Annotated in this window: 14 protein-coding genes; 8 read left to right on the top strand and 6 right to left on the bottom strand. The window is 63.1% G+C overall.

The genetic code is table 11. The features are described from left to right. Nucleotides 1-46 precede the first annotated feature (46 nt). Both ACFFNA_RS05290 and ACFFNA_RS05285 read right to left on the bottom strand, forming a co-directional pair. On the bottom strand, nt 47-1,069 hold the full coding sequence (locus tag ACFFNA_RS05290) for a phosphoribosyltransferase (protein ID WP_378916198.1): 1,023 nt from the start codon (nt 1,067-1,069) through the stop codon (nt 47-49). 53 nt (nt 1,070-1,122) lie between these two features. Continuing rightward, a complete protein-coding gene (locus ACFFNA_RS05285) occupies nt 1,123-2,619 on the bottom strand; it encodes a lipopolysaccharide biosynthesis protein (RefSeq protein ID WP_378916195.1) in 1,497 nt (498 codons plus the stop codon). A gap of 186 nt (nt 2,620-2,805) precedes the next feature. Here ACFFNA_RS05285 and ACFFNA_RS05280 point away from each other — a divergent pair, with 186 nt between their 5' ends. From ACFFNA_RS05280 to ACFFNA_RS05255, 6 genes are all read left to right on the top strand, one after another. Further along, nucleotides 2,806-3,996, top strand: a complete 1,191-nt coding sequence (locus tag ACFFNA_RS05280) for a glycosyltransferase family protein (RefSeq protein ID WP_378916192.1) — start codon at nt 2,806-2,808, stop codon at nt 3,994-3,996. 25 nt (nt 3,997-4,021) lie between these two features. Next, on the top strand, nt 4,022-5,017 hold the full coding sequence (locus ACFFNA_RS05275; RefSeq protein WP_111544860.1) for a glycosyltransferase family 2 protein: 996 nt from the start codon (nt 4,022-4,024) through the stop codon (nt 5,015-5,017). Next, the gene (locus ACFFNA_RS05270; protein ID WP_378916188.1) at nt 5,017-5,967 is read left to right on the top strand and encodes a glycosyltransferase family 2 protein; all 951 of its coding nucleotides are present in this window, start codon (nt 5,017-5,019) and stop codon (nt 5,965-5,967) included. The genes ACFFNA_RS05275 and ACFFNA_RS05270 overlap by 1 nt, the downstream gene beginning before the upstream one ends. Next, nucleotides 5,957-6,907, top strand: a complete 951-nt coding sequence (locus ACFFNA_RS05265; RefSeq protein ID WP_378916185.1) for a glycosyltransferase family 2 protein — start codon at nt 5,957-5,959, stop codon at nt 6,905-6,907. The genes ACFFNA_RS05270 and ACFFNA_RS05265 overlap by 11 nt, the downstream gene beginning before the upstream one ends. Nucleotides 6,908-6,981: 74 nt before the next feature. Next, entirely contained in the window at nt 6,982-7,878 is an 897-nt protein-coding gene (locus ACFFNA_RS05260) for a UTP--glucose-1-phosphate uridylyltransferase (protein ID WP_111544857.1), read from the top strand. Nucleotides 7,879-8,113: 235 nt separating this feature from the next. Then, complete coding sequence (locus ACFFNA_RS05255) at nt 8,114-10,507, top strand: succinoglycan biosynthesis protein ExoP (RefSeq protein ID WP_378916182.1); 2,394 nt, start codon at nt 8,114-8,116, stop codon at nt 10,505-10,507. A 307-nt stretch (nt 10,508-10,814) separates the two neighbouring features. Here ACFFNA_RS05255 and ACFFNA_RS05250 read toward each other — a convergent pair whose 3' ends face one another. The 3 genes from ACFFNA_RS05250 to ACFFNA_RS05240 all read right to left on the bottom strand — a co-directional run bounded on the left by ACFFNA_RS05250 (nt 10,815) and on the right by ACFFNA_RS05240 (nt 14,331). Next, nucleotides 10,815-11,900 carry an acyltransferase family protein gene (locus ACFFNA_RS05250; protein ID WP_378916179.1) on the bottom strand — a complete coding sequence of 362 codons (1,086 nt, stop codon included), beginning with the start codon at nt 11,898-11,900 and terminating at the stop codon, nt 10,815-10,817. Between the two features lie 92 nt (nt 11,901-11,992). Next, on the bottom strand, nt 11,993-13,900 hold the full coding sequence (locus tag ACFFNA_RS05245) for a propionyl-CoA synthetase (RefSeq protein WP_378916176.1): 1,908 nt from the start codon (nt 13,898-13,900) through the stop codon (nt 11,993-11,995). 158 nt (nt 13,901-14,058) lie between these two features. After that, the gene (locus ACFFNA_RS05240; protein ID WP_378916173.1) at nt 14,059-14,331 is read right to left on the bottom strand and encodes a hypothetical protein; all 273 of its coding nucleotides are present in this window, start codon (nt 14,329-14,331) and stop codon (nt 14,059-14,061) included. Between the two features lie 205 nt (nt 14,332-14,536). Here ACFFNA_RS05240 and ACFFNA_RS05235 point away from each other — a divergent pair, with 205 nt between their 5' ends. Continuing rightward, nucleotides 14,537-14,842 (top strand): hypothetical protein, encoded by a 306-nt coding sequence (locus ACFFNA_RS05235; protein ID WP_378916170.1) that lies wholly within the window; start codon nt 14,537-14,539, stop codon nt 14,840-14,842. Nucleotides 14,843-14,847: 5 nt separating this feature from the next. Further along, nucleotides 14,848-15,660 (top strand): DUF2259 domain-containing protein, encoded by an 813-nt coding sequence (locus ACFFNA_RS05230; RefSeq protein ID WP_378916167.1) that lies wholly within the window; start codon nt 14,848-14,850, stop codon nt 15,658-15,660. Nucleotides 15,661-16,041: 381 nt separating this feature from the next. On the opposite strand, the gene dhaK is transcribed toward ACFFNA_RS05230, so the two are convergent. Then, complete coding sequence (gene dhaK / locus ACFFNA_RS05225; protein WP_111544852.1) at nt 16,042-17,028, bottom strand: dihydroxyacetone kinase subunit DhaK; 987 nt, start codon at nt 17,026-17,028, stop codon at nt 16,042-16,044. Between the last annotated feature and the right edge of the window lie 135 nt (nt 17,029-17,163).

The raw sequence follows: 17,163 nt of genomic DNA, 5'->3' as shown, positions 1-17,163 counted from the left end.
GGCGCCAGCCGCGTAGCAACTCGCGTCAAGCCGCGTAGCGTGCGGATCAGGCCAGGCGTTTGACCCGGCTCTTCAGCGTCTCGTAGCCACGGGCGCCAAGCAGGGCGCGAGCAATGGTCTTGGCGGCGCTCTTGCGGCCCTTTTGCGAGTTGATCTGCCGCAGCCTCGCCGGCAGGTTGCGGGCTGCCTGGCCAAGTGCCGGCAGCGACAGCGCGTCGGGAAAGCTGACCATATGCGTTTCGACGCACAGCACCGGTTTGCCGGACAGTTCTGTGATCCTCAGCGCCTGCTCGTGCTCGCTTTCGATGAACAGGATGGCATCGGATTTGCGGTAGAAATCGGCCTTGAAACTGCCATGCGCGCCAAGCCTCTGCCGTTCCGCCTTGCTCGGCAGATCGAGCATGATCAGCTGGTCGTATTTGATCTCGTTCTTGTCGAGCCACGCCTCGGTCAGCGCGCGGTATTTCTCCAGCCGGCTGGTGACCAGCCAGCCGATCTTGTGGGTCGCCGTATGGAGAGGCCGCGCCTCGCTGAGGAATTTCTCATAGGCCGGGCCATCGTCGTTTTCCGCTTCTGTCGGATCGAGGCACAGCACGCCGTCAATGTCGACGCAGCATTGTGCCAGGAATTTGTGATGCATGAAGTTCCACTGGAACATGCGCGGATGCGGCACGACGTCGAAGACGAGGTCGGTCTCCTGATGCTGCGGCTCCAGGCCGAACACCGCGGCAAAGGTGAAATCGGCCTTGATGCCGGCAGCCTGTATACGGGAGCGTGCGTCGCGCATGGCGTTGCCGCCGGCGACGCTGTCGTCGATCACCAGCACCTTGCGCATCTCGGAGACCTTGCGGTCGAGCGCCGCCCGGCGCTTGGTGATGCCCGAGGTGTAGATCCGGCCGGCCAGGAAGCTGTCCAGATCGGTCATCGGAATGTTCGCCGCCAGGCTCACCAGCGTTGCCGCCAGGACGCCGCTTCTGGGAACGCCGACGACCAGGTCGATGTCGCGCGGCAGCCGGTGCAGGCCCCTGACAATGGCGTCGTTCATGTCGGAAATCGATCGGTAGTGCATGGGTTCAGACCTGGTCCTGGAGTGAATGTCCGTACCTGTCGAGGTCGCGCAAACTATTGCGCCTCGCGTGGTGTTGCCGCGGGCAGCCTTGCCGGCAGCATCTTCAAGGCCTCGCGCAGGGCTTCGCGGCCGGATGCGAATGCCAACGCGATGACGATGGTGATCAGGTAAGCGAGAACGGCGCCGCTGGCCAAGCCAATGACATGCTGCTGCGGCAGCAGCGGCTTGATGAACCAGATGGCGGCCAGCGCCAGATGGGCGCCAAGCACGAACGGCATTGCCGCGCGCAGCACATGGTGCGCCTGCAGCGGACCGCTCTTGCCGACATAGAGCCACAGGAATGGCGTCCTCAGATACTCGCTGATCGCATAGGCGATCGCCACGCCCAGCGCGCCATAGGGCAGGCCGAGCGCGAAGGCCGCCACCGACGTCACGGCCGTTACGATGCCCCAGCGCATGAAATCGCCGGAGCGGCCCTGGCTGACGAAAAGCCATCCCGCCGGATTGTTGAGTGGCTGCAGCAGCCCGGCAAAGCCGAGCGCCAGGAAAATGCTGGCGCTCGCGCGCCATTGCTCGCCGAGCACGAAGGGGATCAGCACGTCCGACATCGCTGTGGCGAAGGCGACGCCGGGAAGCGCCACCAGCAGGATCAGCGGCATGACGCGCAGATAGGCGCTGCGGTAGCGGTCCGGCTCGTCCTTCAGCCTGGACAGCGCCGGAACCATCACCTTCGACAATGGATTGGTGATCTGGCTCAGCGGAAACAAAAGCAGCTTGTAGGCGCGGTCATAAAGGCCGAGCTGGGCTTCGCCCCAGTATTTGCCGATCAGCACATTGTCGAGGTTGCGGGCAAAGAAATTGGCGAAGTTGAAGCCGGTGATGCCGGCGCCGAAATTGATCAATTCGCTGATTCCGGCGACCTTGCGCGGCAGGCCGGGACGCCAGCGCGAGCTTGCCCAATAGCAGAGCGTCGGCAGCACGGCACCGGTCAGCGTGCCGGCAAACAGCGCCCAATAGGAACGGTCGATGAAAGTCCAGGCAATCGATACGGCGAGTCCGGCGACAGCGCTGGCGACGTCGATGATGGCCAGCGAGCCGAACTGCATGCGGCGCGTCAAAAGAGCCAGATGCTGGGCGCCAAGCCCATAGGCCATGATCTGCAGTCCGAATGCGGCCACCAGGCCGGCCACGCGCGGCTCGCCGTAGAAAGCGGCGACCAGCGGCGCGGCACCCGCAAGCACACAGGCCAGAATCGCGCTGACGGCCACATTGATCCAGAAGAGGTAGTTCACCTCCTCATGCCGGATGCCGCTTTTCTGGATTGTCGCCTGGGTCAGGCCGAAATCCTGGAACAGCGCGATGAAGGCCAGCACCGGCGCGCACATCGCCACGACGCCGAAATCCTGCGGCGACAACAGCCGCGACAGCACGATGACGGATATGATCTGTGTCGCGACCCGCACCGATTGCGCCATGGCCGTGACAACCGCGCCGCGCCCGACAGATTTGCGCAGAGAGCCTTCCGGCGGATCGAATGCATTGGCTTCCAAATTCAGGATTCCTGATTTTTGCGCGGATTTCCAATTGTCCGAAAATCCACTACCGCCGCCAACGACAAACTACGGCAATAATTTTGCAGTGCAACAGAAAACGTGGATCGTCGCGCCAAAAATGTTGCGATGCAGCAAGAGCTGTACTAGGCTCTCCTTGGGTGGGCCAACAGCGGTCGAGTTTTCATGCTGCATGTCTTGTACCTTGTGCACGACGTTTCCGACCCGGCCGTGCGCCGGCGGATCATAATGCTCAGGGCAGGTGGGGCCGAGGTCACCTTGGCCGGCTTCCGTCGCATCACAAATCCGATCGCGGATATCGAGGGAGTGCGGCCGATCGATCTTGGCGCGACGCGTGACGGGCGATTCGGCCAGCGGCTCGCGACGATCGCCAAGGCGGCGGTTTCGATCGGCTCGAAGCTTGGCGATATGCCAAGGCCCGATCTGATCATCGCGCGCAACCTGGAAATGCTGGCGCTTGCCCGCCGCGCCAGGTCAGCCTTCGGTGCATCGGTTCCGATCGTGTACGAGTGCCTCGACATCCATCGCCTTGTGCTTCGCAACGATGTCATGGGCAAGGCGCTGCGCGCCACCGAACGCTTTCTGGCCAGGGACGTGAAGCTGCTGGTGACCAGCTCGCCTGCCTTCATCGCCAATTATTTCAAGCCGTTCGGCCAGGTCGCGGCGCCGATCGAGCTGGTCGAGAACAAGTATTTCGAGGCAGCCGCGATTTTGCCCGGCAGTCCTGAGGCGCCCGGTGGTTCTGAGGCGGTTGAGAGTCCCGTCGGACCGCCATGGCGAATCGGCTGGTTCGGCGCGCTGCGCTGCCGCCGCTCGCTCGAACTGCTGGCCGATTTCTCCCGCCGGATGGAGGGACGCTTCGAGATCGTGCTGCGCGGCCGTCCGGCCCTGTCCGAATTCCCGGATTTCCATGCTTTCGTCGAATCCGAGCCATGGCTCTCGTTTGGCGGGCCCTATCGCAATCCGGAGGACATGGCGTCGATCTACGGCGAAGTCCATTTTTCCTGGGCGATCGATTTCTTCGAAGCGGGACAGAACTCCGAATGGCTCCTGCCCAACCGCCTCTACGAAGGTTGCCGCTTCGGCGCGGTGCCGATCTCGATGGGCAACACCGAAACCGGGCGGTTCCTCAGCAAGCAGGATATCGGCATTCTCTTGCCAGAGGCTTCGCCCAAGGCGCTCGAAGCGACGCTCGGCAAGATGGATGAGCATCGCTTCGCCAGTTTGAAGGCGCGTGTTCTTGGCCGCAACCCGAGAACCTGGAGCTACGATCGCAGCGATTGCCGGGCGCTTGTCGAGCGGCTGCGCAGCCTGACCGCCGTATCGGGTTCGTTTGCAGCTGAGGCATTGGCATAGGATGGCTGGAGATAGACTGAAGCCGATGACGCAGACTGAAAAACCCTCATCCAGCCTTATCGTTATTCCGTGCCTGAACGAAGCCGCCCATATCGGTGTGCTGCTCGATCAATTGCGCCCCGCGGCCGCGAGGCTTGGCGCCAGGATCATCGTCGCCGATGGCGGCAGCACCGACGGCACGCTGGCCATCGTCGAGGACATCGCAAGCAGGGATCCGCGCGTTATCCTGCTTCACAACAAAAGGCGCATCCAGAGTGCGGCGATCAACCTCGCCGTCGGCACCTTCGGCGAAGGTGCCGACTATCTCATTCGCATCGACGCGCATGGCGGCTATCCCGACGACTATTGTGACCGGCTGGTCGAGGAGGCATTGGCCACCGGAGCGGATTCGGTTGTCGTTTCGATGCTGACCAGCGGCAACGGCACCGTGCAGAAGGCCGTCGCGGCGGCACAGAATTCCAAGCTCGGCACCGGCGGCTCCAAGCACCGGCACCTCTCCGCCGGAGAGTGGGTCGACCACGGTCATCACGCGCTGATCCGGATATCGGCGTTCGGGGCTGTCGGCGGCTATGACGAGACGTTCAGCCACAACGAGGATGCCGAGCTCGACTACAGGCTGAGACAGGCCGGCTACAAGATCTGGATGAGCGGCAAGACGCAGATGATCTATTACCCGCGCGCCTCGCTCCGCGGCCTCTATTTCCAGTATCTCGGCTATGGTCGCGGCCGCGCCAAGAATGTGCTGAAGCACCGTGTCGTCCCGAAGGTCCGGCAGATGGTGCCGCTCCTGGTGTTTCCGGTCGTGCTGCTGGCGGCCTTCTCTTTCGTGCTCTGGCTGGCGGCGGTGCCGCTGCTGCTGTGGGCCTCGGTGTGCCTGGGCTACGGCCTGTGGACGGCCATCCGCCAGCGCAATGCTGATATCGCGCTTGCCGGCGTCTCGGCGATGGTCATGCATCTTGGCTGGTCGGTCGGCTTCTGGCTGCAGCTTCTCGGCCTCGGGTCGCGGCGCAGGGTGGCGTGATGGCGACGCAGGCCAAGAAGCTCAGCATCGACATCGGCGTCTGCACCTTCCGGCGGCCGGAACTGGCCGACACGCTGCGCTCGCTCGACGCCATGGAGATGCCGGCTGGGTTCGATATCAGCATCATCGTCGCCGACAATGACGACACGCCGACCGCCCGGGACCTGGTGACGGCGCTGGCGCAGGAATTGACGGTGCCGGTCCGCTATCAGCATTGCCCGGCGCGCAACATTTCGATCGCTCGCAACGCTTGCCTCGACGCCAGCACAGCAGATTTCGTCGCCTTCATCGACGATGACGAGACGGCCACGCCGCGCTGGCTCGCCGAGCTCGTCGCGATGGCGCAATCGAGCGGCGCGGCCGCCGTGCTCGGCCCGGTCCGGGCGCGCTATCGCCCGGATGCGCCGGACTGGATGCGGCGCGGCGATTTTCACTCGACCTTGCCCGTCTGGGTGCGCGGCGAGATCCAGACCGGCTACACTTGCAACGTTCTGCTCCGCATGGGATCGGACAGCCTGCGTGGCCGCCGCTTCAGCCTGGCGCGCGGCCAGACCGGCGGCGAGGACACCGAGTTCTTCGACCAGATGCACAAAGCGGGCGGCCGCATCGCCTTTTCGCCCGAGGCCTGGGTGGATGAGGCGGTGCCGCGCTCAAGGGCGGCGTTCGACTGGCTCGGCCGCCGCCGCTTCCGCGTCGGACAGACGCACGGGCATCTTCTGGGACGCAACTCGCGCGGCATCGGCCTGGTCAAGCAGGTTGGCCTGGCGTCGGCAAAGGCCATCTATTGCTTCGCCTCGGCACTTCCGGTCGTCATCAGTCCGGTTCGAAGGAACCGCAGCGTGCTGCGCGGCATTATGCATGTCGGCGTCGTAAGCGGCCTCGTCGGCATCCGCGAAATCCGGCTCTACGGCCAGCCTTCGCCACAGGAAGGAGGCAAGCGTGCAGCCTGACGTCAGCTTTGTCATCGCCGCCTACAACGCCGAGACGACCCTCGACCGGGCGATCGCAAGCGCCATCGCGCAGAAAAACGTCAGTGTCGAAATCATCGTCGTCGACGACAAGTCGCGCGACGCGACGCTCGACGTGGCGTGGGCCTATCCGCAAGACATCGTTCGCGTCGTCGCGCTGGCCAGCAATCGCGGTCCCGGCGGCGCCAGGAATGCCGGGCTCGATGTCGCCCGCGGCAGATGGATCGCGGTTCTCGATTCCGACGACGCCGTTTTTCCAGACCGCATCGCCGCCATGATCGCCCGCGCCGAGAAGGCAGGCGCCGAGATCGCCGTCGACAATTTGCAGGTCATTCGCGAGGACAGTGTCGTCGAGGACGCGATGTTTCCGACGCGCTACCTGGAGGACTTGAGCGAAATCTCGCTGGCCAGCTACATCGCCGGCAACGTCGTTTTCGAATCGAAGTTCAATCTCGGCTACCTCAAGCCGATCTTCCAGCGCCGGTTCCTGGATGAAAACGGGCTTCGCTATGATGAAAAACTGAGCATCGGCGAAGATTACATCCTGCTCGCCAATGCGTTGGCCAAGGGCGGCAAATGCGTGGTCGAGCCGACGATCGGCTATGCCTATCATATCCGCAGCGGCTCCATCTCCCGGGTGCTCGAGCTTCACCACGTCGAAGCGATGCGCAAGGCAGATGCCGTGTTCGCTCAAACCCATTCGATGGACGAGGCCGCGCAAGTCGCGTTCGCCCGGCGCAGCCGCAGCCTGCGCAAGGCCGCATCGTTCCTGTCGATGGTTCAGCACATCAAGGCGCGGTCCCCGCTCAAGGCGATCCGGACAGCGCTCAGCGACCCGGCGGCGGTCAGGCATATGGGCATGCCGATCGCCGTGCGGTTGCGAAGAGTAGCGGCGCAGTTTGCCGTGGGGGTGGGGAGGTGAAGATGCAGGCTTATGAAGGGGTTTTTCGTGGCCTGTGAATGGACTGAAGTCGATCTCCTCAGAAGGAATTTGCGATGAAGAAAATCAGGAAGGCCGTGATACCGGTGGCGGGGCTTGGAACACGGTTCCTGCCGGCGACCAAGTCGATGCCGAAGGAAATGCTCCCCGTCGTCGACAGGCCTGTCGTGCAATATGCGGTGGACGAGGCCTTCGAGGCGGGCATCGAGCACATCGTGTTCGTCACCGGCCGCAACAAGGCGGTGATCGAGGACTATTTCGACCTGCACCCGGAATTGATCGGGACGCTGGAACAGACCGGCAAGAAGGCGCAATTGCAGTCGCTGGAAAGCCTGCTGCCGGTGGCAGGCGCCACCAGCTTCATCCGCCAGCAATCGCCGCAAGGCCTCGGCCATGCCGTCTGGTGCGCGCGCGAAGTCATCGGCAACGAGCCCTTCGCTCTGCTTTTGCCGGACATGGTATCGTTCGGCGGCCGCGGCTGCCTGGCCGAGATCGTCGACCTTTATGCTGAAACCGGCGGCAACGTGATCGCCGTAGAGCGCTGCGATCCGACCGAGACCAACAAATACGGCATCGTTGGCCGTGGCGCCGATATCGGCGGCGGCTTCGAGGTGACGGCCATGGTCGAAAAGCCGGCGCCAGCCAACGCACCGTCGAACTTCTACATCAACGGCCGCTACATCCTGCAGCCCGAGATTTTCGCGCTTCTGGGCAATCAGCAGCGCGGCGCCGGCAACGAGATCCAGTTGACGGACGCCATGGTCCGGCTGTCGCGGGATCAAGCGTTCTTCGCCCAACCTTTCAAGGGCCGCATGTTCGACTGCGGTTCGAAGGAAGGGTTCATCCAGGCCAACATTGCCTTCGCGCTGGCGCGCGACGACATGAAGGGCCCGGTTTTCGAGATGCTTCAGGAGTTCGTCCGGTCGCATGAACGCCAGGAAGAAGCCGCATAATGCCCATGTTTCGGGAGCATATTCAGATGGCTGGCGACGCGGGGCGATAGCTCCCGCGCCGTCTGGCACGAAGCTTGCCTTGTGTTGCGCAATGCTCCCGATCTTCGCGGCTGTGCAAGCCAAGGCATGATCCCGAAAAGTGGCTACCGGTTTTCGGAAAAGATCATGCTAAAACAATGAGATAGATCCCCATCCCGATCATCGGGATGGAACAGGCTCTAGAATTGGACCGAAGATGAATTATGCCAACTTTCCTCTCGACAAGAGGATGCCATTGCCGAATTCAGACGCAGGAGACGGCGACGACTTCATCGATATCGAGCGGCTGCTTGGCATGGCCGCACGGCAAGCCAAGGTGGTTGCCGTGTGCGCCATCATCGGTCTCTTTCTGGGCCTGCTCTATCTGCAGACCACGCCGCCCCAATATCAGTCGGTCTCAAGCGTGCTGATCGACGAAGGCTTGAACAAGATCGTCGATGACATCTCGGCGGCGTCGACAACCATGCAGACCGATTCGGCCATCCTGAGCCAGATCGAAATCCTGACCTCGACGCGGCTTGCCGCCGTGGTCGTCGACAAGCTGAAGCTCGACCAGAACGATGCCTTCATGAATCCGCCCGTATCAGCTCTGGCGAAGGGCGTCGGTCTGGTCCGGAGCCTGATCCAGTATGTTCGCCCCAGCCCTGTCTTGCCGGGCGTTGGTGACATCAGCAAACTCGACCCCGCCACCCGCGATGCGCTGATCGCCTCGTCCAGTCGCGACTACGCGATCCTCAAGCTGCAGAACGAGGTGCGGGCGGAGCGCACGGGGCGAAGCTACGTCATCGCCCTTGGGTATCAGGCGACGGATCCAGCCCTGGCCCATGCGATCACCAAAGCCTATGCCGATGCCTATCTCGCCGATCAGCTCGATGCCAGCTTCGACGCCACCGAGCGGGCGGCGGTCTGGCTGCAGGGTCGGCTGACGGAATTGCGCGAGAGCTCGCAGGCGGCATCGCTCGCGGTCGAGAAATTCAGGGCCGAACATGGCTTGGCCGCCAACAGCGATGGCCAGCTGATGAGCGACAAGCAACTCTCCGATCTCAACGCCCAGCTCATCGTCGCGCAGGCCGACACCGCCCGCGCCAGTGCCCGCTACCAGCAGTACAAGGCGATTGTCGAAAGCGGTTCCGACAACGCTTTCAAGGATGCCGCCATATCAAGCGACCAGCCGAGCAGCTCGGTCATCGCGGCGCTCAAGACCCGCTACCTCACGGTCTCCAAGCGGCTGCAGGACGTCGAGGCGAATTTCGGCGCCCAGCATCCGCAGGCGGTGGCGCTTGCCAAGGAGAAGGCCGACATATCGACGCAGATCTTCGGCGAACTGAAGCAGCTGACCGAAAGCTATCGCAACGAATATGAAGTGGCGCTGGCGCGCGAGACCGCGCTCAGGGCCAATGTCGCGGCCGCGCAAGGCAAGAGTTCCGTCGACAACCAGACGCAAGTCAAGCTGCGGGAACTCGATCAGCAGGCGACGGCGCTCACCACGCTCTATCAGACATTCCTCGGCCGCTACGAGGAAGCCGCGCAACAGCAATCCTTCCCGGTCGGCAAGATCCGCATTATCTCGGACGCCTCGATGCCGATGGCCGCGTCAAGCCCGCGCACGATCATCGTGCTTGGCCTTTCGTTGGTGCTTGGCACGCTGATGGGCGCCGGCTTCGGCGGCCTGAATGAATTCAACGAACGTTTCTTCAGGACCGGCGAGGAGGTGCGCGACCGTGTCGGCCTGAAATTCCTCGGCTATCTGCCGGCGATCGGCGGCAAGCTCGGCAAGGAAGAAAAGCCGGGCGAGACCCAGGTGGATACCAAGACCGCCAAATCGCTGTCGTCCGCCGAAAAGCGCGCGCGCATGCGGGTAAGCATCGATTCGCCTGCGTCGATGTTCTCCGAAACGCTGCGCAGCGCCAAGATCGCCTTCGACGTCGTGATGGAAGGGCAAGGCAGCCGCGTCATCGGCATCATCTCGGTGCTTCCCGGCGAGGGCAAGTCGACGGTCGCGGCAAATCTCGCCGGATTGCTTGCCGCCAACGGCGCCAAGACGCTGCTGATCGACGGCGACCTGCGCAACCCCGGCCTCAGCCGCGGCCTTGGCATGGAATGCGAGCAAGGCTTGATGGAAGCCGTGGTCAACGGCCAGACCTGGCAGTCCGTCGGCAAGATCGACCGGCAGACGAAGCTGGCAATCATCCCGGCCGTGCTGCGCGGTTACTTCTCGCACACCAGCGAACTTCTCTCCTCGGCCGGGATGCGGCGCTTCATCGACAACGCCAAGGAGACGTTCGAATACATCGTCGTCGATCTGCCGCCGCTCGGACCGGTGGTCGATGCCAAGGCTTTCGCGCCGCTGGTCGACGGTTTTGTGCTCGTCACCGAATGGGGCCGCACGCCCCGCGCGATGGTGAGGTCGATGCTGGAATCCGAACCCTATGTCGCCAACAAGATCATCGGGGCGGTGCTGAACAAGGTCGATCTGAAGAAGCTGGCCAAATATGGATCGTTCGGCGGCTCCGAGAAATTCTTCGATAAATACTCGACCTACTATCTGGAAAAGTCGGAAGTGCGCAGCAAGGCAAAGGCAACGGTCTGATATCGGCCGTTGTCCAAGCAGGCCTTTCGAAAGCGCATCGCGTTGAAACGGGATCAGTCGACGCGCTTTAAATCTTTGCTTTATGCCTGCATGCCCAAACGCCGCGCGCTTTTGGGCGACATGCATTTGGAGCAGGTCAGCTCCAGAAGCACATGAATGAGCCTGCTTCGCTTGCCGGCGATTCCTATGGCAGTCAGTTGTCCGCTCTGGATGGATGGCGGTGTCGAGCCGGGTCTCGGAACCTGCGGCCGGACAGCATGGCTCCTGCGCGCGCTGGGCACCAAGGTGCCCATTTGGTCAACGAGGTCTACGCGGCCTTGAGCCGATAGCGGAACACGGTGTGGTCGAGCAGCAGCCGGATGCGTGGTTCGGCCTCGGTCGCCACCAGCCAGCTTACCGCGATCATTGTCGCGCCGACGATCACCATCGAGAAGAGATGCGGCAGGCCCGCGCGGACCAGGACGCCGAGCAGGGCCGCGCCGACGACGTCGTGCAGGAGGTAGAGCGGATAGGTCATCAGTCCGATCCGGCGCCAGCCGCTCCAGGAGAGGTCGAGCCGAAGCGACCACGCCATCAGTCCGACCGCGGCGAGGAAGATCAGGATTGGCGGCGCGAATGGCATCTGTTGCCCGACCTTCAGGATATGAACGTCGACCGAACTGGCGATCTGCAGCACGCCGCCGCCCAGGAACAGGGCGCAGAAGGCAAGGCGAGCCGTCGTCACCGCCTTGAAGCGCATCAGCCACAGCATGACGCCGGTCGCGAAGAAAACGCCGTGATGCACCAGCAAAAGGTCGAGCGTGCGTGTCTCGGCAAGGTCGGCCCAGCCGAGCGGGTAGTAGAGGCACCAGAAAAGCGTGCTGACTAGGCCGATGGCGATGGCCACCATTTCCATCTGATGGAAGCGGCCAAGCCGCAGCAAGGTCCAGACGATGGCATAGAAGGCGATCTCGATGCCGAGCGTCCAGTAGACGCTGTCCACCCAGGGTGCGTAGGGAACGAACAGGCCGGTGCGAACCAGCCTGGTGACGGCATCGGTCGGCCAGCTGAGGCCGACGATCAAAAGCACCACCGCGGTAACGGGGGCGCAGATCCAGACCGCCGGTGCCAGCCGTTTCACCCTTGCTTCGAAAAACCGCAGCGGCGTCGATCTCTCGGCGCTGAAGGCGATGACGAAACCGCTGATGACGAAGAAGATCTGGACGCCGACCCAGCCTGATTCGACCCAGGCACCTATTGCCGGCTGCGCGGGAATGCCGCCCGTGGCGCGTGCCGAAACGCCGTCCGGAAACGCCCACACCCAGAAGCCGTAGTGGTAGACCATGACCATGACGGCGGCGAGGAACCGCAGGATGTCGACGCCGCCAAATGTTATTTTCTTCTGCTGAGCCATACCGTCTCGCCGGATGGCCCCCCAATCAAAGGTGTAAGGTGGATTGCTGCATTGCACAACAAAAGATTGCGGCGCCGACCTCGACGATTTTGCTAAACTCCGATCCCTCGCTCCTTCAAGGCGGCGGTGATCTCGTCGAGAATCAGCGGATCGTCGATGGTCGCCGGCATGGTCCATTCTTCCTTGTCGGCGATCTTCTGCATGGTGCCGCGCAGGATCTTGCCCGAGCGTGTCTTGGGCAGGCGCTTGATCGTCACCACTGTCTTGAAGGCGGCGACCGGGCCGATCCGTTCGCGCACCAGCCCGACCACTTCGCTTTCGATGGCACCGGTTTCGCGCGAGACGCCGGCATTCAGCACCACGAAGCCAAGCGGAACCTGGCCCTTCATGGTATCGGCGATGCCGATGACGGCGCATTCGGCGACGTCGGGATGGGCGGAAAGCACCTCCTCCATGGCGCCGGTCGACAGGCGGTGGCCGGCGACATTGATGATATCGTCGGTACGGGCCATGACATAGAGATAGCCGTCCTCGTCGACCATGCCGGCATCCGCCGTCTTGTAGAAGCCTGGGAACTCGTCGAGATAGGCTTGGCGGAACCGCGCGTCGGCGTTCCACAGCGTCGGCAGGCAGCCGGCGGGCAGCGGCAGCTTGACCACCACATTGCCCAGCGTGCCGCGCGGCACCTCATGGCCGGCATCGTCAAGCACGCGGATGTCGTAGCCGGGCATCGGCACGCCGGGCGAGCCATATTTCACCGGCAACAGGCCGAGGCCGGCGGGATTGATCGTCATCGGCGAGCCGGTCTCGGTCTGCCACCAATGGTCGACCACCGGCACATTCAGCTTCTGCTCCGCCCATTTGATGGTTTCGGGGTCGGCGCGCTCGCCGGCGAGGAACAGCGTGCGGAATTTCGACAGGTCGTATTTCGGAATGAACTCGCCCCTCGGATCCTGCCCCTTGATGGCCCGAAATGCGGTCGGCGCGGTGAACAGCGCGACGACGCCATGCTCTGAGATCACCCGCCAGTAGGTGCCGGCATCGGGCGTGCCGATCGGCTTGCCTTCGAACAGCACGCTGGTGCAGCCGTGCAGCAGCGGCCCATAGACGATATAGGAATGGCCAACCACCCAGCCGACATCGGAGGCTGCCCAGAACACCTCGCCCGGCTTGACGCCGAACTCGTTTTCCATCGTCCATTTCAGCGCGACCATGTGGCCGCCATTGTCGCGCACGATGCCCTTGGGCTGGCCGGTCGTGCCCGATGTGTAGATGATGTAGAGCGGGTCGGTGGCGAGCACCGGAACGCAGTCGACATTGGCGCCGGCTGCCCGTTCGCGGGCGACGGCATCGGCGTAGTCGATGTCGAAATACTCCTTCAACTCGCAGCGCAGCTGGTCGCGCTGCAGGATCAGGCAGCCGTCCGGCTTGTGGCGGGAAATCTCGATCGCCTTGTCGAGCAGCGGCTTGTAGGCGACGACGCGACCCGGCTCCAGGCCGCAGGAGGCCGAGATGATCAGCTTCGGCTTGGCGTCGTCGATGCGGGTGGCAAGCTCATGCGAGGCAAAGCCGCCGAAGACGACAGAATGCACCGCGCCAATGCGGGCGCAGGCCAGCATGGCAAAGGCGGCTTCCGCCACCATCGGCATGTAGATGATGACGCGGTCGCCCTTGCCGATACCGCGGTTCTTCAGCACCGAGGTCAGCGCGACCACCTCGCGCTTCAGCTCGGCATAGGTGAATTTCTTGATCGTCCCGGTGATGGCGCTGTCATGGATCAGCGCGATCTGCTCGGCACGTCCGCCTGCGACGTGACGGTCGACGGCGTTGTAGCAGGTGTTGCAGGTGGCGCCGGTAAACCAGCTGCCATAGACGCCGGCAGCGGCGTCGAACACCTTGTCGTAGGGCGAATACCAGTCGATGGCCTCGGCCGCCTCCGCCCAGAACTTTTCCGGATCGCGTTTCCAGCCGTCATAGACCTCGTGATAGCGTGAAGCCATCCGACACCTCCCAGGAACGATTTTCTTCCCTCCAGATAGCGCGCTCTAACCTTGGCCGCAAATGCACGCCATCGTGCGGCCGGCATCGATCTGGCGCTTGGGGGCAAGCTGCGATGAAATTTCGATACGGGATTGGAGCGGCCGTGCTGGCGGCGCTGTCATTGACGGTCGCATCCGTCGCCTGGGCGGGCGATGGCGCGGCCGTCGAGCCGCTCGGCTTTTCCAGCGATGGCCGCACCTTTGCCTTCGAGCAATACGGCACCGAAAGCGTCTCCGGCATGGATTATTCGCTGACCGATGTGATCGCGGTCGCCACGAACAGATCCGTCGATGGTGTGCCGCTCATCGTCGATACCACCACGGTCGATGACAGCCTGCTGCAAGACCCCAATCAGGATCCACTCCTGGTCATCCGGCGGCAGGCGAAGCAACAGGCCGCGCCCTTGCTGCAACGGTTCGGCATCAATGGAAGCGGCACCCGGGTCGGCATCGTGGCCGCCAGCCGTTCGCGCGAAACCACGCTGGCCATCGCCGACGAGACGGACGGACGCCAATCGCCTGTTGTCAAGGCATTGCAGCAGGCCGCGGTGGCGACGATGGCTTTGGAACCCTCGGTAATTCGGAGGTGGAGCCCATATGGAGCTGCAGGAACAGGCCATCGCCTCGTCCGCCGGCACCTGTGCCGACTACGGCTACACCGCCAAGGGCTTTACGCTGACGCTGCAGCGCGACGGCAAGCCGCCGCTCGTGCTTGGCGCGGTCCAGGCTGCGCAGACGGATGAGGGCTGCCCGCTCGGCTTCGGTCTTGCCGAGGCGCACGCCTTGCAATTGGCGGATGGCTCGATCGCGCTTGCCGTGCTTGTGCAACGCTTCGACTATGTCATGGAAGGGCCGGACCGCCGTTTCACGGTGGTGACCGCGCTGGTGAAACGAGGGGAGTGAAGAGAATGCCTCGTCTTGGGCGGACCATCAGGCAATCCCTGCTTCCATCTTTCCTGGGTGTCATGCTCGCGATCTCGACTGGAACCGCTGAGGCCGGCGATGCCGCGGCACGGCGCATCATCGGCTTTTCGCCCGACGGCAGCACCTTCGCCTTCGAGCAATATGGAACGCTCGACGCCGGCGCCTCGGCTTCCGGCTATTCGCAGATCGACATCATCGACACTCGTACCGACGCCTTCGTCGGCGGCAAGCCGATCCTCATCGTCGACGAGTCCGAGGAGGCGACACTGACCCTGGAACAGGCGCGGGCGCAGGCCGCTGCGAAGGCGGCGCCCATCCTTGCCGAATATGCCATCGCGTCGCGCGGCGAGCAGACGGCTTCCGACAAGTTCACCTTTCCCGATGAGATGGTTGCCTACAACGACATTTCCCGCCTCGAGCAGGTGTCGCAGAAATGGCTTTCGCCGCTCTATGACCAACTCGACATCTCGACCATCCAGCTCGACCAGATCCTGGCCAGCAGCACCACCGACTGTTCAGCGAGTTTCGACGCCACGCAGCAAGGCGACATATCGGGCAAGGCGCTCGGCTTTCGGCTGACGCTGCAGGGGCGGGACGGCAAGCCGTTCAAGGTCCTGCATGAAGACAAGACGGTGCCGGGCTCAAGGAACTGTCCGACCTCCTACAGCCTGTCGGAATCCTACGAATTCACCCCGGCCGGCAAGCCGGCCGTGATTGTGGTGCTGGTGCAGCGCTTCAGCCAAGGCTTCGAGGGGCGCGACCGCCGCTTCATTGCCGTGACCGGCCAGCCGCGCTGACAATCCGTGTCCCGAGTTTCCCAGGCAGCCGTTCGATGAATGTCGCTTGCTCTAGATCGACGCAATTCCGGACGGAAAACCGTTTCACACTTTTCCTGGAATTGCTCTAGATCGGCAAAGCCACAAGCATGAGGCCGATGCCGCCGAAGATCAAAATGGCTGTCGCCAGGGCTTTTCTGTGACGTTCGAAGCTCGTCGGAGCCCGCTCCCAATTGTAACGCATACGCTATCTCCACAAGTCCCGAGGAGTCCTTTACCTTACTCAGGGGAAGGAAAGCAACGGTCTGGCCCGTACGTCGGACGATCCCGCGTCGCGAGGAAGACTATTTCTGGGACGATTCCCGCCGCCGGCACGATTCCAGCCACAGCTTGGCAGGAAGACTACATGCCCCAGCGCAGCGCCGCCGTGTGCACCGGCGCGTCCCAGAATGCGGCCGTTTCCGCGTCGAGCATGGTCAGCGTGATCGAACAGCCAGCCATGTCGAGCGAAGTGACATAGGAGCCGACCAGCGAACGGGTCACCGTCACGCCGTGCCTCTCGAAAATTGTTCGCGCGCTGTTGTACATCAGATAGAGTTCCATCAACGGCGTGCCGCCAAAGCCATTGACGAACAGCAGCGCCGGGCCCTTGGCCCTGTCGCCGAGATCGCCCAGGATCGCGGCACAAATCTCTTGCGCGATCGCATCTGCGCTTTTCAACATGTCGCGTCGCCTTCCGGGCTCGCCGTGGATGCCGACGCCGAACTCCATCTCGCCATCTCCGATGTCGAAAGTCGGCTTGCCTGCGGCGGGCACGGTGCAACTGGTCAGCGCCACGCCCATCGACCGGGTCACACCGTTGACGCGTTCGCCCAGCGCCTTCAGCGGCGCCAGCGCCAGGCCATGCTCGGCCGCCGCGCCGACGATCTTTTCGACCACCAGCGTGCCGGCGACGCCGCGCCGGCCGGTCGTGTAGGACGAGTTTTCGACGGCGACATCGTCATTGGTGACGATCTGCATGACGCCTTCCGACATTTCAGCCGCCATCTCGAAGTTCATCACGTCGCCCTCATAGTTCTTGACGATGAACAGGCAGCCGGCGCCGGTGTCGACGGCTTCCGCCGCCGCCAGCATCTGGTCCGGCGTCGGCGAGGTGAACACCTGGCCGGGGCAGGCGGCGTCGAGCATGCCGTGACCGACAAAACCGCCATGCAGCGGCTCGTGGCCGGAGCCGCCGCCGGAGATCAGCGCCACCTTGCCCGGCCGCAAGGCCTTGCGGCGGACGAATTTGTGCTCGTCGCCAAGCACAAGGATGTCGGCATGGGCGGCAACGAAGCCGTCGAGGCTTTCGGTCAGCACCGTGTCCACCGAATTCATAAATTTCTTCACGGCCGTCTCCTCCCGAAATGGGCCTCAACCAAAGCAATTCCAGGAAAAGTGTGTAACGGTTTTCCGTCCGGAATTGCGTAGAAACAAAAGGTTAGAGTGGTTCAATCGCTCCACGAAATATTGAACCGCTCTAAC

This window comes from Mesorhizobium kowhaii, assembly GCF_042431665.1.
Taxonomy (GTDB): Bacteria; Pseudomonadota; Alphaproteobacteria; order Rhizobiales; family Rhizobiaceae; genus Mesorhizobium; species Mesorhizobium kowhaii.
The sequence above is the reverse complement of the archived record's forward strand: the minus strand, read 5'-3'. Positions and strand labels throughout refer to the sequence as shown.

Bases quoted from the DNA above. Each gene is read 5' to 3' on its own strand.
- ACFFNA_RS05275 (WP_111544860.1), top strand. From the start codon at position 4,022: ATGACGCAGACTGAAAAACCCTCATCCAGCCTTATCGTTATTCCGTGC.
- ACFFNA_RS05255 (WP_378916182.1), top strand. From the start codon at position 8,114: ATGAATTATGCCAACTTTCCTCTCGACAAGAGGATGCCATTGCCGAAT.
- ACFFNA_RS05270 (WP_378916188.1), top strand. From the start codon at position 5,017: ATGGCGACGCAGGCCAAGAAGCTCAGCATCGACATCGGCGTCTGCACC.
- ACFFNA_RS05235 (WP_378916170.1), top strand. From the start codon at position 14,537: ATGGAGCTGCAGGAACAGGCCATCGCCTCGTCCGCCGGCACCTGTGCC.
- ACFFNA_RS05280 (WP_378916192.1), top strand. From the start codon at position 2,806: ATGCTGCATGTCTTGTACCTTGTGCACGACGTTTCCGACCCGGCCGTG.
- ACFFNA_RS05245 (WP_378916176.1), bottom strand. From the start codon at position 13,900: ATGGCTTCACGCTATCACGAGGTCTATGACGGCTGGAAACGCGATCCG.
- ACFFNA_RS05250 (WP_378916179.1), bottom strand. From the start codon at position 11,900: ATGGCTCAGCAGAAGAAAATAACATTTGGCGGCGTCGACATCCTGCGG.
- ACFFNA_RS05290 (WP_378916198.1), bottom strand. From the start codon at position 1,069: ATGCACTACCGATCGATTTCCGACATGAACGACGCCATTGTCAGGGGC.
- ACFFNA_RS05230 (WP_378916167.1), top strand. From the start codon at position 14,848: ATGCCTCGTCTTGGGCGGACCATCAGGCAATCCCTGCTTCCATCTTTC.
- ACFFNA_RS05260 (WP_111544857.1), top strand. From the start codon at position 6,982: ATGAAGAAAATCAGGAAGGCCGTGATACCGGTGGCGGGGCTTGGAACA.